Annotated in this window: 15 protein-coding genes; 12 read left to right on the top strand and 3 right to left on the bottom strand. The window is 71.2% G+C overall.

All coding sequences use genetic code 11. From position 1 onward, the window contains the following. Window positions 1-37: 37 nt before the first annotated feature. Window positions 38-1,054, bottom strand: a complete 1,017-nt coding sequence (locus tag AB0M76_RS27530; protein ID WP_365955408.1) for an NADP-dependent oxidoreductase — start codon at window positions 1,052-1,054, stop codon at window positions 38-40. A gap of 101 nt (window positions 1,055-1,155) precedes the next feature. Here AB0M76_RS27530 and AB0M76_RS27525 point away from each other — a divergent pair, with 101 nt between their 5' ends. From AB0M76_RS27525 to AB0M76_RS27505, 5 genes are all read left to right on the top strand, one after another. Beyond that, window positions 1,156-2,052 (top strand): LysR family transcriptional regulator, encoded by an 897-nt coding sequence (locus tag AB0M76_RS27525; RefSeq protein WP_365955407.1) that lies wholly within the window; start codon window positions 1,156-1,158, stop codon window positions 2,050-2,052. A 260-nt stretch (window positions 2,053-2,312) separates the two neighbouring features. Continuing rightward, window positions 2,313-2,441 carry a hypothetical protein gene (locus tag AB0M76_RS27520; protein ID WP_266625109.1) on the top strand — a complete coding sequence of 43 codons (129 nt, stop codon included), beginning with the start codon at window positions 2,313-2,315 and terminating at the stop codon, window positions 2,439-2,441. 84 nt (window positions 2,442-2,525) lie between these two features. Further along, complete coding sequence (locus tag AB0M76_RS27515; protein WP_365955406.1) at window positions 2,526-3,566, top strand: 3-isopropylmalate dehydrogenase; 1,041 nt, start codon at window positions 2,526-2,528, stop codon at window positions 3,564-3,566. 232 nt (window positions 3,567-3,798) lie between these two features. Next, window positions 3,799-4,899, top strand: coding sequence for a branched-chain amino acid aminotransferase (locus AB0M76_RS27510; protein ID WP_365955405.1), 1,101 nt, complete (start codon window positions 3,799-3,801; stop codon window positions 4,897-4,899). 392 nt (window positions 4,900-5,291) lie between these two features. Further along, on the top strand, window positions 5,292-5,726 hold the full coding sequence (locus AB0M76_RS27505; protein WP_365955404.1) for a hypothetical protein: 435 nt from the start codon (window positions 5,292-5,294) through the stop codon (window positions 5,724-5,726). Window positions 5,727-5,812: 86 nt separating this feature from the next. On the opposite strand, the gene AB0M76_RS27500 is transcribed toward AB0M76_RS27505, so the two are convergent. Continuing rightward, the gene (locus tag AB0M76_RS27500) at window positions 5,813-7,258 is read right to left on the bottom strand and encodes a cytosine permease (RefSeq protein WP_365955403.1); all 1,446 of its coding nucleotides are present in this window, start codon (window positions 7,256-7,258) and stop codon (window positions 5,813-5,815) included. Between the two features lie 156 nt (window positions 7,259-7,414). Between AB0M76_RS27500 and ureA the strand changes: the two genes are divergently transcribed. The 6 genes from ureA (at window position 7,415) to AB0M76_RS27470 (ending at window position 14,948) form a co-directional block, all read left to right on the top strand. After that, entirely contained in the window at window positions 7,415-8,152 is a 738-nt protein-coding gene (gene ureA / locus AB0M76_RS27495; protein ID WP_365955402.1) for an urease subunit gamma, read from the top strand. Continuing rightward, window positions 8,149-9,882, top strand: a complete 1,734-nt coding sequence (locus AB0M76_RS27490) for an urease subunit alpha (protein ID WP_365955401.1) — start codon at window positions 8,149-8,151, stop codon at window positions 9,880-9,882. The genes ureA and AB0M76_RS27490 overlap by 4 nt, the downstream gene beginning before the upstream one ends. A gap of 29 nt (window positions 9,883-9,911) precedes the next feature. Beyond that, window positions 9,912-10,949 (top strand): agmatine deiminase family protein, encoded by a 1,038-nt coding sequence (locus AB0M76_RS27485; protein WP_365955400.1) that lies wholly within the window; start codon window positions 9,912-9,914, stop codon window positions 10,947-10,949. 29 nt (window positions 10,950-10,978) lie between these two features. Beyond that, entirely contained in the window at window positions 10,979-11,587 is a 609-nt protein-coding gene (locus tag AB0M76_RS27480) for a TetR/AcrR family transcriptional regulator (protein WP_365955399.1), read from the top strand. A 296-nt stretch (window positions 11,588-11,883) separates the two neighbouring features. Beyond that, window positions 11,884-13,506 (top strand): citramalate synthase, encoded by a 1,623-nt coding sequence (gene cimA, locus AB0M76_RS27475; RefSeq protein WP_365955398.1) that lies wholly within the window; start codon window positions 11,884-11,886, stop codon window positions 13,504-13,506. Window positions 13,507-13,601: 95 nt separating this feature from the next. Beyond that, window positions 13,602-14,948, top strand: coding sequence for a hypothetical protein (locus tag AB0M76_RS27470; RefSeq protein WP_365955397.1), 1,347 nt, complete (start codon window positions 13,602-13,604; stop codon window positions 14,946-14,948). Between the two features lie 194 nt (window positions 14,949-15,142). Here the strand turns inward: AB0M76_RS27470 and AB0M76_RS27465 are convergent, their stop codons facing one another. Then, on the bottom strand, window positions 15,143-15,754 hold the full coding sequence (locus tag AB0M76_RS27465; RefSeq protein ID WP_365955396.1) for a YceI family protein: 612 nt from the start codon (window positions 15,752-15,754) through the stop codon (window positions 15,143-15,145). Window positions 15,755-16,010: 256 nt separating this feature from the next. Here AB0M76_RS27465 and AB0M76_RS27460 point away from each other — a divergent pair, with 256 nt between their 5' ends. Next, a complete protein-coding gene (locus AB0M76_RS27460; protein WP_365955395.1) occupies window positions 16,011-17,594 on the top strand; it encodes an acyl-CoA carboxylase subunit beta in 1,584 nt (527 codons plus the stop codon). The last annotated feature ends 8 nt before the right edge of the window (window positions 17,595-17,602 follow it).

Genomic DNA, 17,602 nt, shown 5'->3' with positions numbered 1-17,602 from the left:
TGCGGTAAGAAGTCGGTGAACATCCGGTTGGCTGGATTCAGCCCTCGAGACGGACGAGCATCTTGCCCAGATTGTCCCCGCGGAGCACGCCCAGGAAGGCGTCCACCGTGTGATCGATTCCCTGTACAACAGTGGTGTCCGTGCCGACGTGGCCGCTCTGCAGGTGCGGGACCAGGAAGTCCTCCAGCTCGTCCTGCAGATTGGTGTGGTTTCGAACCAATACGCCTTCCAGGCGCAGCGACTTGTGGACGACCTCGAAGAGGTTGCGGGGCGCGGCCGGCGAGCGGTCCCCGTTGTACATCGAGATCCCGCCGACCCAGGCGATCCGCCCGTACTCGCGCAGCACGTCGATCGCGCCCGCCAGGTGGTCCCCGCCCACGTTGTCCACGTACACGTCGATGCCCTCGGGCGCGGCCTTCGCGAGCTGCTCGCCGACGGGCCCGTCGTGGTAGTCGAAGGCCGCGTCGAAGCCGAGCACGTCGGTGAGGTGGCGGACCTTCGCCGCCGAGCCCGCGCTGCCGATGATCCGGCGGGCGCCCAGCAGCCGCGCGATGTGGCCGGTCGCGGTGCCGACCCCGCCCGCGGCCGCCGAGACGAAGAGGTCCTCGCCCTCGCGCAGGGCCGCGGTCCGGGTGAGGGCGGCGTACGCGGTCAGGCCGGTGCCGCCGAGGATGCTCAGGTACGCCTCCAGCGGGACGCCCTCGTGGCCGCGCAGCTTCCGGGTGCCGTCCACGCCGAGCGTGACGAGGGCGTGCGTACGCCAGCCCTCGCGGTGGAAGACCAGGTCGCCCTCGCGCAGCCCCGGATCGCGGGAGGCGAGCACCCGGCCCACCGAGCGGCCCTCCAGCGGGGTGTTCAGCTCGAAGCCGCCCTCGCCGCCGTCCATCAGCCCGCGGTGGTACGGGTCCACCGAGAGCAGGAGGTTCTGCACCAGGGCGGTGCCCGGGGCGGGGGAGGGGACCGGGGTCTCGACGTACGCGAAGTCGGCCGGGGAGGGGAAGCCGGTCGGGCGGGCGATCAGGTGGACGGCGTGAGCGGTGTGGTTCGTGGTCATGGCGAGGACGTTAGGAAGGAATCACCGGCCCGGGCAGAGGGTTGCGTTCATGGAAGCCGCACATCCATGAACACCGCTCATAGAACGAGGTGAGAGCCGCCGTGGCCGAGCTCGCTCCGCACGAACTCCGGGTCCTGGTCGCCGTCGCCGAAACCGGCGGCTTCTCCGCCGCGGCCGCCCGCCTCGGCCTGACCCAGTCGGCCGTGTCGCACTCCGTACGCGGCAGCGAGGCCAAGGTCGGCGCGGTGCTCTTCGAGCGCGGGCGCACCGGCGCCTCGCCCACCCCGGCGGGGGAGCGGGCCGTCGGCCTCGCCCGCCGGATCCTGCGGCTGTACGAGGTCCTCGGCGCGGAGGCGCGCAGCGCCGGCCGGACCGCCCCGGATCGCGGCGTGGTGGAGGGGGTGCTGCGCATCGCGGCGTTCCGCAGCGCGGCCCTGCACCTGCTGCCCCCGGCCCTGGAACGGCTCGCGGCCCGCCACCCCGGCATCCGTCCCGAGGTCCGGGTGGTGCGCGAGCTCGGCGCCGGCACGGCAGGGGAGGTGGCCGCCGGCCGCGCCGACCTCGGCATCGCCACGCTGAACGGGGCCGGGCCCGTACCGGAGGGCGGCGCCGCGGGCCTGCTGACGGGGGTGCTCCGGGAGGAGGCGTACGCCCTGGTCCACCCGGCCGGACACCCCGACCCGAAGGCGCTGCCCCTGCTGGACTGGGACGAGAACTGCGGCTCGTACACCCGCGACTGGTGGCAGGCCCAGGACTGGATCCCGCGGGCCACCGTCAAGGCGGAGGACGACGGGATGGTACTGACCATGGTCGGGCGCGGGCTCGGCATGGCGATCCTGCCCGAGCTCTCGCTCCGCGAGGCCACCGACGCCGTGGACATCACCGGACTGGGCCCTTCGGGGCCGGTGAGACGCGTGGGGTACGTCACCACGCCGGAATCCGCCGCCACTCTCGGCGTAAGGGCTCTGATCAGGGAACTTCGCTCCGAGACGCGCTGAATCGGATGCCCGGGAGGGAGCCTTCCGGGCGGTTGCCCGTCTCAGATAGTAGGAAGTCCGAGTAATTGCGGAGACAGACAGCGGGACCTGCCCTAGCTTTGTAGAAGCCGAACGTCTCGCCGATCCGGCGAATGGCGGTCGAGAGCGCGCGCCCCTGGCAGGCAACCCCTGCGGCGCACAGCTCCCCGCCTCTTCCGGCGCCTTGAAGGAACCCCTCATCCGTGGCCCCGCCACGCCGTGATCTCAAGGAGTCGATCACCATGACCGCATCCACCGCAGCCCGCCGCGTCCGCCACTCCTCCACGGCCGACGCCGACCGCAAGAACGCCGCCGCAGCCCTCCAGCGCGCCCTTGACCGCCGTGACAACGGCGGCTCGACCGGCCACTGAGCAAGGCCTGGCGCCTCAGACATCGTGCGTCCACATGGTGGACGCAAGATGTCTGAGGGCTGGGACAGGGAGTACGGTTCCGACATGTCGACCAGCATCAATCTCGCAGTGATCCCCGGTGATGGCATCGGCCAGGAAGTCGTGGCTCAGGGCCTCAAGGTCCTTACCGCGGTCCTGCCCCAGGATGTGAAGCTGGAGACCAAGCAGTACGACCTCGGCGCCACGCGCTGGCACCGCACCGGTGAGACCCTCCCGGACGACGAGCTCGAGGCGCTCAAGCATCACGACGCGATCCTGCTGGGCGCCATCGGCGACCCGTCGGTCCCGTCCGGCGTCCTGGAGCGCGGCCTGCTGCTCAAGCTCCGCTTCGCGTTCGACCACTTCATCAACCTGCGCCCGTCGAAGCTCTTCCCGAACACGGCCACCCCGCTCGCCGGCCGTCCGGAGATCGACTTCGTCGTGGTCCGCGAGGGCACCGAAGGCCCGTACACCGGCAACGGCGGCAGCCTGCGCACCGGCACCCCCGCCGAGGTGGCCACCGAGGTCAGCATCAACACCGCGTACGGCGTCGAGCGCGTCGTGCGTGACGCGTACGAGCGGGCCAACTCCCGCCCGCGCAAGAAGCTGACGCTGGTCCACAAGAACAACGTCCTCGTGTACGCGGGCCACATGTGGAAGAACATCTTCGACAAGGTCGGCCAGGAGTACCCCGAGGTCACCACCGACTACCTGCACGTCGACGCCGCGACGATCTTCTTCGTCACGCAGCCCGAGCGCTTCGACGTCATCGTCACGGACAACCTCTTCGGTGACATCCTCACCGACCTGGCCGCCGCCGTGACCGGCGGAATCGGCCTCGCTGCCTCCGGGAACATCAACCCGACCGGCGCCTTCCCGTCCATGTTCGAGCCCGTCCACGGCTCGGCCCCGGACATCGCGGGCACCGGCAAGGCCGACCCGACCGCGACGATCCTGTCCGTCGCCCTCCTGCTGCGCCATCTCGGCCACGAGGCCCAGGCCGTTCGCATCGAGGACGCGGTCACCGCCGACCTCGCGGAGCGCGACGGGACCTTCCGCACCACCGACCAGATCGGCGACGCGCTCGCCGCCCGAGTAGCCGGCTGACCCGGCAGCTCCACCTCAGGAAGCCGCCGGGTCGCGCGCACGACGCACCCGGCGGCTTTTCCTGTGCGGCCCCGGGTGCCACCATCTCCCCTGGGCCGCATTCACCCCGCTTCTCCGAAGGCACCTCGCGCGCGATAATCGAACGCGAGACCGCGGAATGCGGGGAAGCTCGGACGTCCTAGTACGCCGTGAGCGCGGTCCGCCATACACAACCGGTGAAGGACAAGCACTCATGACGACGCCCACGATCGAGCTCAAGCCCTCCTCGAACCCGCTGTCCGATGCGGAGCGCGAGGCGATCCTGGCCAGCCCCGGCTTCGGCCGCCACTTCACCGACCACATGGTGACGATCAAGTGGACCGAGGGCCGCGGCTGGCACGACGCCGAGCTGGTCCCCTACGCCCCGCTCTCGATGGACCCGGCGAACATGACCCTGCACTACGCGCAGACGATCTTCGAGGGCCTCAAGGCCTACCGCCAGCCTGACGGCACCGTGGCCACCTTCCGCCCGCAGGCCAACGCCGAGCGCTTCCAGTCCTCCGCGCGCCGCATGGCGATGCCGGAACTGCCGACCGAACTGTTCATCGAGGCCTGCGACGCGCTCATCAAGCAGGACCGCGCCTGGGTGCCGGACTCCGGCGAGGCCTCCCTGTACCTGCGGCCGTTCATGTTCGCCTCCGAGGTCGGCCTCGGCGTCCGTCCGGCCAACGAGTTCCTCTTCATCGTCATCGCCTCGCCCGCCGGCGCGTACTTCCCCGGTGGCGTCAAGCCCGTCTCCGTCTGGCTCTCCGAGGACTACGTCCGCGCGGTCAAGGGCGGCACCGGCGCCGCCAAGACCGGCGGCAACTACGCGGCTTCCCTCGTGGCCCAGGCCCAGGCCGCCGAGCACGGCTGCGACCAGGTGGTCTGGCTCGACGCCGTCGAGCACCGCTGGATCGAGGAGATGGGCGGCATGAACCTGTACTTCGTGTACGGGCAAGAGGATGGAACACAGCGCATCGTCACCCCGGAGCTGACCGGCTCGCTCCTGCCGGGCATCACCCGCGACTCCCTCCTCACCATCGCCCGCGACCTCGGCTACACCGCCGAGGAGGGACGTATCTCCACCGAGGACTGGAAGCGCGACAACGAGAACGGCACCCTGACCGAGGTGTTCGCCTGCGGCACCGCCGCCGTCATCACCCCGGTCGGCTCGGTCAAGTCCGAGCGCGCCAACTGGACCCAGGGCGACGGGCAGCCCGGCGAGGTCACCATGAAGCTCCGCAAGGCGCTGCTGGACCTCCAGACCGGCCACACCGCCGACACCCACGGCTGGATGCACCCGCTGGGCTAGGTCTGCCGCGCACCCGCACCGAAGAAGAGGTCCCGGCCGGGAGGCCGGGGCCTCTTCGTGCGTCCGGACCCGGTCCGGCGGGCGGTGCGGGCAGGCCGGCGCATCCGTCCGTGCCACCCGTACGGGGGTACGCCGGGGCTGTTGCGCACCGTCGCCCGCCACGGGCGCGGGCGCCGCCTGCGCCCGTGCCCGCGGGCGTTGCGGCCCCGCCCGCCGCGGCGTGGGGCGCGTGAGTCCGGTCCGTTCGGAAATGCGGTGGACGTACCGCCGTGCGACGTTGATCGCGCCTGCCCATGCGGCGCCGGACACCGGCTCCGGGCGGCACGGTACGCCCCCAGTGGCGTGAATCTCTCGTGCGTCGGCCGCCCAGGCCGGCGGGAAGGCGGATCCCCATGAAGCGGTTCGTTGCCTCCGGCCTGCTGTGCACGGCCGTGGTACTCGGCGCCTCGGCATGCTCCAGCGACGACAACGCGACGCCGCAGGAGGCAGCATCGTCGGCCAGCGCCGCGCTGTGCACCAACCTGGTCCAGTTGAAGTCGGACAACGCCGCGCTCAAGGCGTTGAATCCGGCGACGGCCACCAAGGACCAGTTGAAGTCGGCGTACGACGCTGTCCAGACCGACTGGAAGAAGGTCAAGGAGAGCACGTCGGCACTGAAGTCGGCCGAGAAGGACGCCGTCACGACGGCCGCGGAGAACCTCAAGAAGGCCTATGAGGACCTGCCGGGCGACACCACGGGCAAGGACGCGATCACCCAGCTCCAGCCGCAGGTCCAGGCGCTGGACACCGCGGCCACCGAGGCGACGACCTCGCTGAAGTGCAGTTAGCGCGCAGCGGCGGCTACGGTCACGCGGGCCCCGGGGGGACGTCCCCCCCCGGGGCCCGCGTCATGCACCGGTCCAAGCGTCCGCCGTCAGTCGACGGCGACCGCCACCTTGCCCGCGGTGTTGCCCGTGCCCACGGGTGCGACCGCGGTCGTGCTCGCGGTCCGGAACGTCAGGGCCGTGTAGACCAGGCCGCCGGCCAGTGCGGAGAGGACGAAGGAGCAGTCGACGCCGCCGGTCAGGGCGAGCAGCGGGCCCTCGTAGAAGGGGGTGGTCACGGCGAGCAGGCCGACTCCGGCGCCGACGGCCCAGGAGACCGTGGCGGCGACGTTCCAGCCGGCCCGGTACCAGTAGATCCCGCCCACCGAGCGGCGGTTGAAGACCTGGAGGGCGTCGGCGTCGTACTGCCCGCGGCAGCGGACGTAGCCGATCAGGGTGATCACGGCCCACGGGGTGCCGATCGCGGTCAGCAGCAGGACGAACGAGGTCATCGCGGACTGCACGTCCCACTCGAAGGAACCGATGAAGACGAACCCGGTGGCGACGCCTGCCGCGACCAGCGTGGCCTTGGCCCGGGTCGCCTTCGGCACGATGGCATCGAGGTCGAGGCCCATGGAGTAGAGCATCAGCCCGGCGTTGCCCACCGAGCCGGCCGCCGCGGCGGCGAGCAGCGGGAGCAGGTACCAGAAAGGCGCGGCCTCGACGAGGGGCCCGGCATAGTCGGCGCCGGCCTTGGCGGCGAGCGCGGTGTAGGTGCCGAACAGTTGCGGGATCAGCAGACCGACCAGCAGGCCGAGGCAGGTGGCCCAGAACACCTTGCGGGAGCTGTGCCTGCGGGGGGATATGTAGCGGGTGTAGTCGCCGAGCAGGGTGATGAAGGCGACGGGGCCGCTGAGTCCGGCGGCGACGGCGGCGAGGAGCCAGGTCGGCCAGAAGGAGCCGAGCAGGTACGCGGTCTCCGGCGGCGCGGCGGTGGTGAAGTCGGGGGCGTAGGCGTAGATGCCGACGGCGAGCAGGACCACCATGCCGATGGACAGGACCTTGCTCATGCGCAGCAGCAGCCGGTAGCCGAAGACGGCCCCGACGACGGTACAGGCGGCCAGTACGCCGTACATCACGGCCCGCGTGGCACCCGTGTCGGGCAGGCCGATGAGCCGGGACAGCGTGCCGGCCATCACGTCGCCGCCGATCCACAGGGTGAGCGCTGTGTAGCCGAGGGCGAGCAGTAGGCCGACGACCGAGCCGACGAGCCGGCCGCGTACGCCGAACTGGGCGCCGCTCGAGGTGGAGAGGTTGGTCGCCGTGCGCAGGGACACCAGCGCCAGCGGCGCGGTGAAGGCGATGCCGACCAGCGTGCCGGTCACGATGGCGGTGACCGAGGGCCACAGGCCCAGTCCGAAGGACGGGGGCAGCCAGCCGAACACGATCACGCCGAGGCAGAGGTTGGAGCCGAGCAGGATCGAGATCAGGTCACGGGGACCGCTCGTCCGCTCCTCCTCGGGGATGGTGTCGACTCCGCGCTGTTCGATGGGCATGGGGGGACTCCCTTGGCAGGGCGGGGGGTGGTTCGCATTTGTTTGAGCGACACTCAATGTGACCTAAGCCCAGGTCTCAGGTCAATGCTTCATTGCTGAGAAATGAAGAGTTAGAGTGATGCTCTAACCCATCGACTCAAAAGGTGGTGGATCGGCGTGCGGCTGACCCCTACGGAGCGCGACCGGCTGCTGCTGCGCAGCGCGGCGGAACTGGCCAGGGCCCGGCGGGCCCGCGGACTCAGGCTCAACGTCCCCGAGGCCACCGCGCTCATCGCGGACACGGTCTGCGAGGCCGCGCGCGACGGCAAGCGGCTGGCGGAGGCCATCGAGGAGGCCCGCAGCGTGCTGGGCCCGGACGACGTCCTGCCCGGCGTGGCCGACGTGGTCACCGAGGTGCACGTGGAGGCCGTCTTCGACGACGGATCCCGCCTCGCGGTGGTCCCGGCCCCGATCCAGGGCGCGGTGCCGCTCGGCGACGACGCCCCGGGAGCCGTCGTCCCCGGCCCCGGCGCCCCCCAGCCGGAGCCGGCGCTGCACCTGCACGTGCGCAACACGGCCTCCGTGCCGGTGAGCGTCACGTCCCACTTCCACTTCTTCGAGGCCAACCCCCGCCTCGACTTCGACCGCGCCGCGGCCTACGGCATGCGGCTGTGCGTGCCCGCGGGCTCGTCCGTACGGTTCGACCCGCACGGCGAGGCCGAGGTCGGCCTCGTCCCCATCGGCGGCGACCGCATCGCGATCGGCTTCGCCGGCCTGGTCGACGGTCCCCTGGATGCCCCGGGAGCCAAGGACGAGGCCCTGCGCCGCGCCGCGGCCTGCGGCTACCTGGGTACGGGGATCAGCGGCACGGCGGACGACACGGCGGACGACTCGGCGGACGGAGAGCAGGCGTGAGCAAGCAGACCAGGCACAGCGACCACTGTGCGCCGGGCAGCCGGCACATCGACCCCCACGAGTACGCCTCCGTCTTCGGCCCCCGCGCCGGGGACCGGGTCCGGCTCGGCGACTCCGGGCTCACCGTCCGGGTCGAGTACGACGCCCAGAAGCCCGGCGACGAGTTCCTGGCCGGCTTCGGCAAGACCGCCCGCGACGGCCTGCACCTGAAGGCCGCCGCCGTCCGCGAGACCTGCGACGTCGTGATCAGCAACGTCCTCGTCATCGACGCCGTCCTCGGCATCCGCAAGGTCTCCATCGGCATCCGGGAGGGCCGGATCCACGCGATCGGCCGGGCCGGCAACCCCGACACCCTCGACGGGGTGGACGTCGTCGTCGGCACCGGCACGAGCATCGTCTCCGGCGAGGGCCTGATCGCCACTGCCGGCGCCGTCGACACCCACGTCCACCTGCTGTCCCCGCGCGTCATGGAGGCCTCGCTCGCCGCGGGCGTCACCACGATCATCGGCCAGGAGTTCGGCCCGGTGTGGGGCGTCGGCGTCAACTCGCCGTGGGCCCTCAAACACGCCTTCAACGCCTTCGACGCCTGGCCCGTCAACATCGGCTTCCTCGCCCGCGGCTCATCCTCGGACGCCGCCCCGCTGGTCGAGGCGCTGGCCGAGGGCGGTGCGTCCGGCTTCAAGGTCCACGAGGACATGGGCGCGCACACCCGGGCCCTGGACACCGCGCTGCGGGTGGCCGAGGAGCACGACGTCCAGGTCGCCCTGCACAGCGACGGCCTCAACGAGTGCCTCTCCGTCGAGGACACCCTGCGCGTGCTGGACGGCCGCACCATCCACGCCTTCCACATCGAGGGGTGCGGCGGCGGACACGTCCCCAACGTGCTCAAGATGGCCGGCGTGCCGAACGTCATCGGCTCCTCCACCAACCCCACCCTGCCCTTCGGCCGGGACGCCGTCGCCGAGCACTACGGCATGATCGTCTCCGTCCACGACCTCAAGCCCGACCTCCCCGGCGATGCCGCCATGGCCCGCGACCGGATCCGCGCGGGCACGATGGGCGCCGAGGACGTGCTGCACGACCTGGGCGCGATCGGCATCACCTCCTCCGACGCCCAGGGCATGGGCCGCGCCGGCGAGACCATCCGCCGTACCTTCGCCATGGCCGCCAAGATGAAGGGCGAGCTCGGCCCGCTCGAAGGCGACGGCGAGGGCGACGACAATGCCCGCGTCCTGCGCTACATGGCCAAGCTGACCATCAACCCGGCCATCGCCCACGGCCTGGCCCACGAGATCGGCTCCATCGAGGTCGGCAAGCTCGCCGACATCGTGTTGTGGCGGCCCCAGTTCTTCGGTGCCAAGCCGCAGCTGGTCCTCAAGTCCGGCTTCCCCGCGTACGGGGTCACCGGCGACCCCAACGCGGCCACCGACACCTGCGAACCGCTGGTCCTCGGCCCGCAGTTCGGCTCGTACGGAGCCACCCCCGCCGATATCTCCGTCGCCTTCGTCTCGGCCGCCGCGGCGGCCCTGGGCAGCGACGAGATGCCGACCCGGCGCCGCCGGGTCGCCGTCCGCGGCACCCGCGGCATCGGCCCCGGGAACCTCCTCCTCAACTCCCGGGTGGGCGCGGTCGATGTCGACGCGCGCAGCGGGCTCGTCACTCTCGACGGCGACCTGCTGCGCTCCGAAGCGGCCGACTCGGTCTCCCTCAACCGCCTGTACTTCTTGTAAGTCAGCACAGCTTTTTAAGGACCCCTGCCATGACTGAAAAGCCCGCCGCCCGCGGATTCCGGATGCCCGCCGAGTGGATGCCCCACGAGCGGACCTGGATGGCCTGGCCCAGCCCCAACCCGACCTTCACCAACGAACAGGAGCTCGCCGAGGCCCGCGAGGCCTGGGGCGCCGTCGCCCGCGCGGTGCGCGCGTACGAGCCGGTGACCCTGGTCGTCTCGCCCGGCGACGCCGAGAGCGCCCGCGCGGTCGTCGGCGACGACGTACAGCTGGTGGAGCGCGAGCTCGACGACGCCTGGATGCGCGACATCGGTCCGACGTTCGTCACCAACGAGGCCGGCGAGCTGGCCGCCGTGGACTGGACCTTCAACGGCTGGGGCGGCCAGGAATGGGCCCGCTGGGAGCACGACTCCAAGGTTGCCCGGTACGTCTCCGACCTCGCCGGCACCCGTACGTACAGCACCCGGCTGGTCAACGAGGGCGGCGCCATCCACGTCGACGGCGAGGGCACCGTGCTCCTGACCGACACCGTGCAGCTGGGCGCCGGGCGCAACCCCGACTGGACCCGCCAGCAGGTCGAGGAGGAGATCCACGCCCACCTCGGCACCACCAAGGCGATCTGGCTGCCGTACGGCCTGGCCGGCGACTACGGCACCTACGGCACGCAGGGCCACGTCGACATCGTGGCCGCCTTCGCCCGCCCCGGCGTGGTGATGGTCCACACCCAGCCCGACCCGGCCCACCCGGACCACGAGCGCTGCAAGACCATCGCCGCCATCCTGCGCGCGTCCACCGACGCGCAGGGCCGGCAGCTGGAGGTCGTGGAGATCCCGGCGCCGACCGTGCTGGAGGAGGACGGGGAGTGGGTGGACTACTCCTACATCAACCACTACCTGTGCAACGGCGGCGTCGTGCTGTGCTCCTTCGACGACCCGCGCGACGAGGAGGCCGCCGAGATCTTCCGCGGCCTGTTCCCCGAGCGGACCGTGACGCTGGTTGACGCACGTACGATTTTCGCCGGGGGTGGCGGTATCCACTGCATCACCCAGCAGCAGCCGAAGGTCTGACCCGAGGCGGATCGACGAAGGAGTGGCCCATGGCGGCCGGTGGAGTACGCGCGGTCCGGAAGAACGCGCCGCCGCGCGAGGACGTACTCGTCGCCGCCATGGCCACGATCGCCGAGCGCGGCCTGGAGGGCCTGACCATGGCCGGGCTGGGCCGCCAGGTCGGTATGAGCAGCGGCCACCTCCTCTACTACTTCGGCAGCAAGGACGAGCTCCTGCTGCAGACGCTGGAGTGGAGCGAGGCGGCCCTGGGTGCGAAGCGGCGGGCCCTGCTGTCCCGCCGCGGCCCGGCGCGCGAGCGCCTTCAGGCGTACGTGGACCTGTACGTGCCCGAGGAGGCCCGGGACCCGCACTGGACCCTGTGGCTGGAGGTCTGGAACCGCTCGCAGAACGCGGGCGCGCAGGAACGCGAACGCCAGGCCGCCATCGAGGGCGCCTGGCACCGCGACCTGGTGGCCCTGCTCGCCGAGGGCGTCTCGCGCGGGGAGTTCCGGCCCGTGGACCCCGACCGCTTCGGCGCCCGTCTGCGGGCCCTGCTCGACGGGTTCAGCATCCAGGTCGCCGTCGGCCTGCCCGGGATAGGGCGGGCGGACATCCTGGCCCACGTCTCGGAATTCCTTGACGAGGCTCTCGTATCGTGAGACGCGCCGCTCTTGCGGTGAGACGGTATGACACACTGCGGATGTGCCTGCTCAGCTCATGATTATGGACAGCAGCGCGCCGGTCCGCAGTGGCCGCTGAACCGTGGAAAACCTTCGCGGAAGCGGCCATCGTGCCTCAGACCCGCGCGCAGACCTCTCGCACCCGCGAGAGGTCTTTTCGTTTCCCGGCCCCATTCCTGCCGGGAACGTACTGCGCGCGATGATGGGGGCAGTGGCGGCGGCCTGCCCCTGGGGCGGGTATCCGGAACCACTCATCCGACAGGAGTCAGACAGCAATGACGACGACAGAGGCGACAGCGCCGGCTCAGGGCCCCGACGACAGCTTCCACGTCTTCGACACCACCCTGCGCGACGGCGCCCAGCGTGAGGGCATCAACCTCACCGTCGCCGACAAGCTGACGATCGCACGGCACCTGGACGACTTCGGAGTGGGCTTCATCGAGGGCGGCTGGCCGGGCGCCAACCCCCGCGACACCGAGTTCTTCGCCCGCGCCCGGGCCGAGATCGACTTCAAGCACGCCCAGCTGGTCGCCTTCGGCGCGACCCGGCGGGCGGGCGGCTCGGCCGCCGAGGACCCGCAGGTGCGGGCCCTGCTCGAGTCGGGCGCCCCGGTGATCACCCTGGTGGCCAAGTCCCACGACCGGCACGTCGAGCTCGCCCTGCGCACCACGCTGGACGAGAACCTGGAGATGGTCCGGGACACGGTCTCCCACCTGGTCGCCCAGGGTCGCCGCGTCTTCGTCGACTGCGAGCACTTCTTCGACGGCTACCGGGCCAACGCCGAGTACGCGAAGTCGGTCGTGCGCACCGCGCACGAGGCCGGCGCCGACGTCGTCATCCTCTGCGACACCAACGGCGGCATGCTGCCCGCGCAGGTCACGGCGACCGTCGCGACCGTACTCGCCGACACCGGGGCGCGCCTCGGCATCCACGCCCAGGACGACACCGGCTGCGCCGTCGCCAACACCCTGGCCGCCGTCGACGCCGGCGCCACGCACGTGCAGTGCACCGCGAACGGCTACGGCGAGCGGGTCGGCAACGCCAACCTCTTCCCCGTCGTCGCCGCGCTGGAGATCAAGTACGGGCGCCAGGTGCTGCCCGTCGGCGCGCTCGCCGAGATGACCCGCATCTCGCACGCCATCGCCGAGGTTGTGAACCTGACCCCGTCCACGCACCAGCCGTACGTCGGCGTCTCGGCCTTCGCGCACAAGGCGGGCCTGCACGCGTCGGCCATCAAGGTCGATCCGGACCTGTACCAGCACATCGACCCCGAGCGGGTCGGCAACACCATGCGGATGCTGGTCTCCGACATGGCCGGGCGCGCCTCCATCGAGCTCAAGGGCAAGGAGCTCGGCGTCGACCTCGGCGGGGACCGCGCGCTGGTCTCCCGGGTCGTCGAGCGGGTCAAGGAGCGGGAGCTCTCGGGCTACACGTACGAGGCCGCCGACGCCTCCTTCGAGCTGCTGCTGCGCGCGGAGGTCGAGGGCCGGGCCCGCAAGTACTTCCGTACGGAGTCCTGGCGGGCCATCGTCGAGGACCGTCCGGACGGCACCCACGCCAACGAGGCCACGGTGAAGCTGTGGGCCAAGGGCGAGCGGATCGTCGCGACGGCGGAGGGCAACGGCCCGGTCAACGCCCTGGACCGGGCGCTGCGGGTCGCCCTCGAGCGCTTCTACCCCCAGCTGGCCAAGTTCGAGCTGATCGACTACAAGGTCCGCATCCTGGAGGGCAAGCACGGTACGGAGTCCACGACCCGCGTCCTGATCGCCACGACGGACGGCAGCCGCGAGTGGTCCACGGTGGGCGTCGCCCCGAACGTGATCGCCGCGTCCTGGCAGGCCCTTGAGGACGCCATCACCTACGGCCTCCTCCACGCCGGCGTGGAACCCGCCGAGTAGCCGAGCCCCACCCACCCCACCCCCCCCGTGGCGGGGGTGGTGGGGTTTATGTCCTGCTCACACAGGAAAGTGGCGGTTCCGGTAGCGTCGGGGATATGAGGACCAGGCTGATACCCGTACGTTCCGGCCGGCTGCTGGCCGGTCTGCTGCTGGCCCTGTCCGCGACCGCCCTCGTGGCCGCCCCGCAGGCATCGGCGGCCACCGGACCCGCTGCCGTGGCGGAGGCCCTCAAGCAGGGCCCGGTCTACGTGGACCCCCGCGCCGAGGCGCAGCTGCCGAAGGCCCAGGCGGACGCACTGGCCAAGAAGATCAAGGACGCCGGGAAACCGGTGTTCGTCGCCGTGCTGCCGGCCAACGCGGAGTTCCCCGCCGACAGTGTGCTGCGTACGGTCCGGGCCGAGACCGGCATCACCGGGCTCTACGCGATCCGGCTCGGCGACGGCTTCAACGCGGGCGCCGACCGGGCCGTCATGCCCGCCAACGCCGTCCGCAATCTGACCGATGCGGTGAAGGCGGGCGGGCCCGTGGACGCGGGCACGCAGCTGAACAACTTCGTGGACCAGGCCCTGGCCCAGGCCAAGGGCGGCGCCCCGGGCTCCTGGGGCGACTCCGGCAGCGGCGGCGGGGTCCCGGTCGGCGGGCTGATCACGCTCGGCGCGGTGGCCGCCATCGGCGGCGGCGGTGCGTACGCGCTGGTGCGCCGCAATCGCAGGAAGAAGGAAGAGGCGGAGCGCGAGGCCATCGAGAAGCTGCGCGTGGTCGTCGACGAGGACATCACCGCGTTCGGCGAGGAGCTCGACCGGCTGGACTTCCACCCCGGTGAGCCCGGCGCGGACGACGCCATGCGGGCGGACTACGAGAAGGGCCTCGACTCGTACGAGAAGGCCAAGGACATCATGGCCTCGGTCCAGCACCCCGACGAGGTCAGGGGAGTCACCCAGGCTCTTGAGGACGGCCGGTTCGCGCTGGCGAGCCTCGATGCCCGCCGTGAGGGCAGGCCGCTGCCCGAGCGCCGTTCGCCCTGCTTCTTCGACCCCCGGCACGGGCCGAGTACGGAGGACGCCGGCTGGGCGCCGGCCGGCGGGGCGGCGCGTACCGTGCCCGTGTGCGCGACGGACGCCGTCCGCCTGCGCGAGGGCAAGGACCCGATGGTCCGCACGGTCGACACCGAGTACGGTCCGCGCCCGTACTACGACGCCGGCCCGGCGTACGGCCCCTGGGCGGGCGGATACTTCGGCGGCGGCATCCTGCCCGGCCTGCTCGTGGGCACGCTGCTCGGCTCGATGATGTCGAGCCCCGCCTACGCCTCCGACATGGGCGGCTACGACGGCGGGGACTATTCCGGCGCCGACTTCAACTCCTCCGACTTCGGGGGAGGGGACTTCGGCGGCGGCGGTGGATTCGACGGCGGCGGCGGGTTCGACGGTGGGGGCGGCTTCTAAGCGGTCTCGGGGAAGTGGGGCGCGCCCCCGCGCCGCCCGGCACGGCACCTCGCCGCGTTGTCGCGGCACCCGAGTACGCCCGGTACGGGGGCGCCGCTCCGCCGTGCGATCCACCGCACCGCACGACGCGCAAACGCACCCCACTTCCCCGAGACCGCTGAGGACCGCCCCCGGTCCCGGCGGCGTCAGGCGGGTCAGGCCTGCTTGATGGCCGAGATGTCGAAGGTCAGCTTCACCTTGTCGCTGACCATGACGCCGCCGGCCTCCAGTGCGGCGTTCCAGGTCAGGCCCCAGTCGGAGCGCAGGATCTCGGCGGAGCCCTCGAAGCCGACGCGCTCGTTGCCGTAGACGTCGGTGGCCGAGCCGTTGAACTCCAGGTCGATGGAGAGCGGGCGGGTCACATCCTTGATCGTCAGCTCGCCGGTGATGCGGTACTTGTCGCCGCCGAGCTGGGCCGCCTGGGTGGAGCGGAAGGTCATCAGCGGGAAGGCCTCCGTGTCGAAGAAGTCCCCGCTGCGCAGGTGGCCGTCGCGGTCGGCGATGCCGGTGTCCACGGAGGCGACCTTCACCTCGAGGGAGGCGGCGGAGCGCGCCGGGTCGCTGCCGTCGAGCTGCAGGGTGCCGGCGTAGTCGGTGAAGCTGCCTCGGACGTTGGTCACCATCGCGTGGCGGACGGTGAAGCCAATGCTGCTGTGGGCGGCGTCGATGACGTAGTCGCCGGTGAGGGCGGCCAGCGCCGGGTCCACCTCGAGGGTGGCGACGGCGGTGTTGGCGGTGTCCTGGCTGCGGCGGGTGAAGAGACCCATGATCTGCTCCTTGGGGGTGCCCTGCTCGGTGTTGGTTGAACTTTCAACGAGACTGACGCTAGACCTATTCCGTTCAAATTTCAACATCCAGGGTCCGAGTCGCGCTGTTTTGTGGACACTCCACAAAGGAGGGCGGCCCTGCCTGGTGGGGTCCGCGCATCACGTGGCGGTTCTGTCCGGGCCGGACAGCGGAACACACCCGAGACTGTGTGGAACCAACGGAGGTTTTTCTTCGACCGCTTCGTAAGGTCGATACATGACCGTTGTGGACCAGACTCCGAGCGAGCCGACGGACGCCCGCGGGCGCGTGGCCGAGCTGCACTCCCTGCGCGAGCAGGCGCGGCGTGGACCCAGTGACCGGGCGACCGAGGCGCAGCACGCCAAGGGCAAGCTGACCGCGCGCGAGCGCATCGCGCTGCTGCTCGACGAGGGTTCCTTCAAGGAGGTCGAACAGCTGCGCCGCCACCGGGCGACCGGCTTCGGCCTCGAGGGCAAGAAGCCGTACACCGACGGTGTCATCACCGGCTGGGGCACGGTCGAGGGCCGCACGGTCTTCGTCTACGCGCACGACTTCCGCATCTTCGGCGGCGCCCTGGGCGAGGCCCACGCCACGAAGATCCACAAGATCATGGACATGGCCATCGCGGCCGGTGCCCCGCTGGTCTCCCTGAACGACGGCGCCGGTGCCCGTATCCAGGAGGGCGTCTCCGCGCTCGCCGGCTACGGCGGCATCTTCCAGCGCAACACCAAGGCCTCGGGTGTCATCCCGCAGATCTCGGTCATGCTGGGCCCGTGCGCCGGCGGCGCCGCGTACTCGCCGGCCCTGACGGACTTCGTGTTCATGGTCCGCGAGACCTCGCAGATGTTCATCACCGGCCCCGACGTCGTCCGCGCCGTCACCGGCGAGGAGATCTCCCAGAACGGCCTCGGCGGCGCCGACGTGCACGCCGAGACCTCCGGCGTCGCGCACTTCGCGTACGACGACGAGGAGACCTGCATCTCCGAGGTGCGCTACCTCATCTCGATGCTGCCCTCCAACAACCGGGAGAACCCGCCGGTCCAGGAGACCTCCGACCCCGCCGACCGGCGCTCGGACGTCCTGCTGGACCTGGTCCCCGCGGACGGCAACCGCCCGTACGACATGCACAAGGTGATCGAGGAGCTCGTCGACGAAGGCGACTTCCTGGAGATCCACGAGCGCTGGGCCCGCAACATCATCTGCGCCCTGGCCCGGCTCGACGGCCAGGTCGTCGGCATCGTCGCCAACCAGCCCGCCCACCTCGCGGGCGTCCTCGACATCGAGGCCTCCGAGAAGTCCGCGCGCTTCGTCCAGATGTGCGATGCCTTCAACATCCCGATCATCACCCTGCTGGACGTCCCCGGCTTCCTGCCGGGCGTCGACCAGGAGCACGGCGGCATCATCCGCCACGGCGCGAAGCTCCTGTACGCGTACTGCAACGCCACGGTCCCGCGGATCTCGCTGATCCTGCGCAAGGCCTACGGCGGCGCGTACATCGTCATGGACTCCCAGTCCATCGGCGCGGACATCACGTACGCCTGGCCGACGAACGAGATCGCGGTCATGGGCGCCGAGGGCGCCGCCAACGTCATCTTCCGCAAGCAGATCGCGGAGGCCGAGGACCCCGAGGCGATGCGTGCGCGCATGGTCAAGGAGTACAAGGCCGAGCTGATGCACCCGTACTACGCCGCCGAACGCGGTCTCGTCGACGACGTCATCGACCCGGCGGAGACCCGCGAAACCCTGATCAGCGCCCTGGCGATGCTCCGCAGCAAGCACGCCGATCTGCCGTCCCGCAAGCACGGCAACCCGCCGCAGTAACAGCGAAG

The sequence above is a fragment of the Streptomyces sp. NPDC051364 genome, assembly GCF_040682115.1.
Taxonomy (GTDB): domain Bacteria; phylum Actinomycetota; class Actinomycetes; order Streptomycetales; family Streptomycetaceae; genus Streptomyces.
The sequence above is the reverse complement of the archived record's forward strand: the minus strand, read 5'-3'. Positions and strand labels throughout refer to the sequence as shown.

Excerpts from the sequence above, each read along its gene's own strand:
- AB0M76_RS27465 (WP_365955396.1), bottom strand. The coding sequence starts at position 15,754 with ATGGGTCTCTTCACCCGCCGCAGCCAGGACACCGCCAACACCGCCGTC.
- AB0M76_RS27480 (WP_365955399.1), top strand. The coding sequence starts at position 10,979 with ATGGCGGCCGGTGGAGTACGCGCGGTCCGGAAGAACGCGCCGCCGCGC.
- AB0M76_RS27510 (WP_365955405.1), top strand. The coding sequence starts at position 3,799 with ATGACGACGCCCACGATCGAGCTCAAGCCCTCCTCGAACCCGCTGTCC.
- AB0M76_RS27470 (WP_365955397.1), top strand. The coding sequence starts at position 13,602 with ATGAGGACCAGGCTGATACCCGTACGTTCCGGCCGGCTGCTGGCCGGT.
- AB0M76_RS27485 (WP_365955400.1), top strand. The coding sequence starts at position 9,912 with ATGACTGAAAAGCCCGCCGCCCGCGGATTCCGGATGCCCGCCGAGTGG.
- AB0M76_RS27515 (WP_365955406.1), top strand. The coding sequence starts at position 2,526 with ATGTCGACCAGCATCAATCTCGCAGTGATCCCCGGTGATGGCATCGGC.
- AB0M76_RS27530 (WP_365955408.1), bottom strand. The coding sequence starts at position 1,054 with ATGACCACGAACCACACCGCTCACGCCGTCCACCTGATCGCCCGCCCG.
- AB0M76_RS27505 (WP_365955404.1), top strand. The coding sequence starts at position 5,292 with ATGAAGCGGTTCGTTGCCTCCGGCCTGCTGTGCACGGCCGTGGTACTC.
- AB0M76_RS27460 (WP_365955395.1), top strand. The coding sequence starts at position 16,011 with ATGACCGTTGTGGACCAGACTCCGAGCGAGCCGACGGACGCCCGCGGG.
- AB0M76_RS27520 (WP_266625109.1), top strand. The coding sequence starts at position 2,313 with ATGACCGCATCCACCGCAGCCCGCCGCGTCCGCCACTCCTCCACGGCC.
- cimA (WP_365955398.1), top strand. The coding sequence starts at position 11,884 with ATGACGACGACAGAGGCGACAGCGCCGGCTCAGGGCCCCGACGACAGC.
- AB0M76_RS27500 (WP_365955403.1), bottom strand. The coding sequence starts at position 7,258 with ATGCCCATCGAACAGCGCGGAGTCGACACCATCCCCGAGGAGGAGCGG.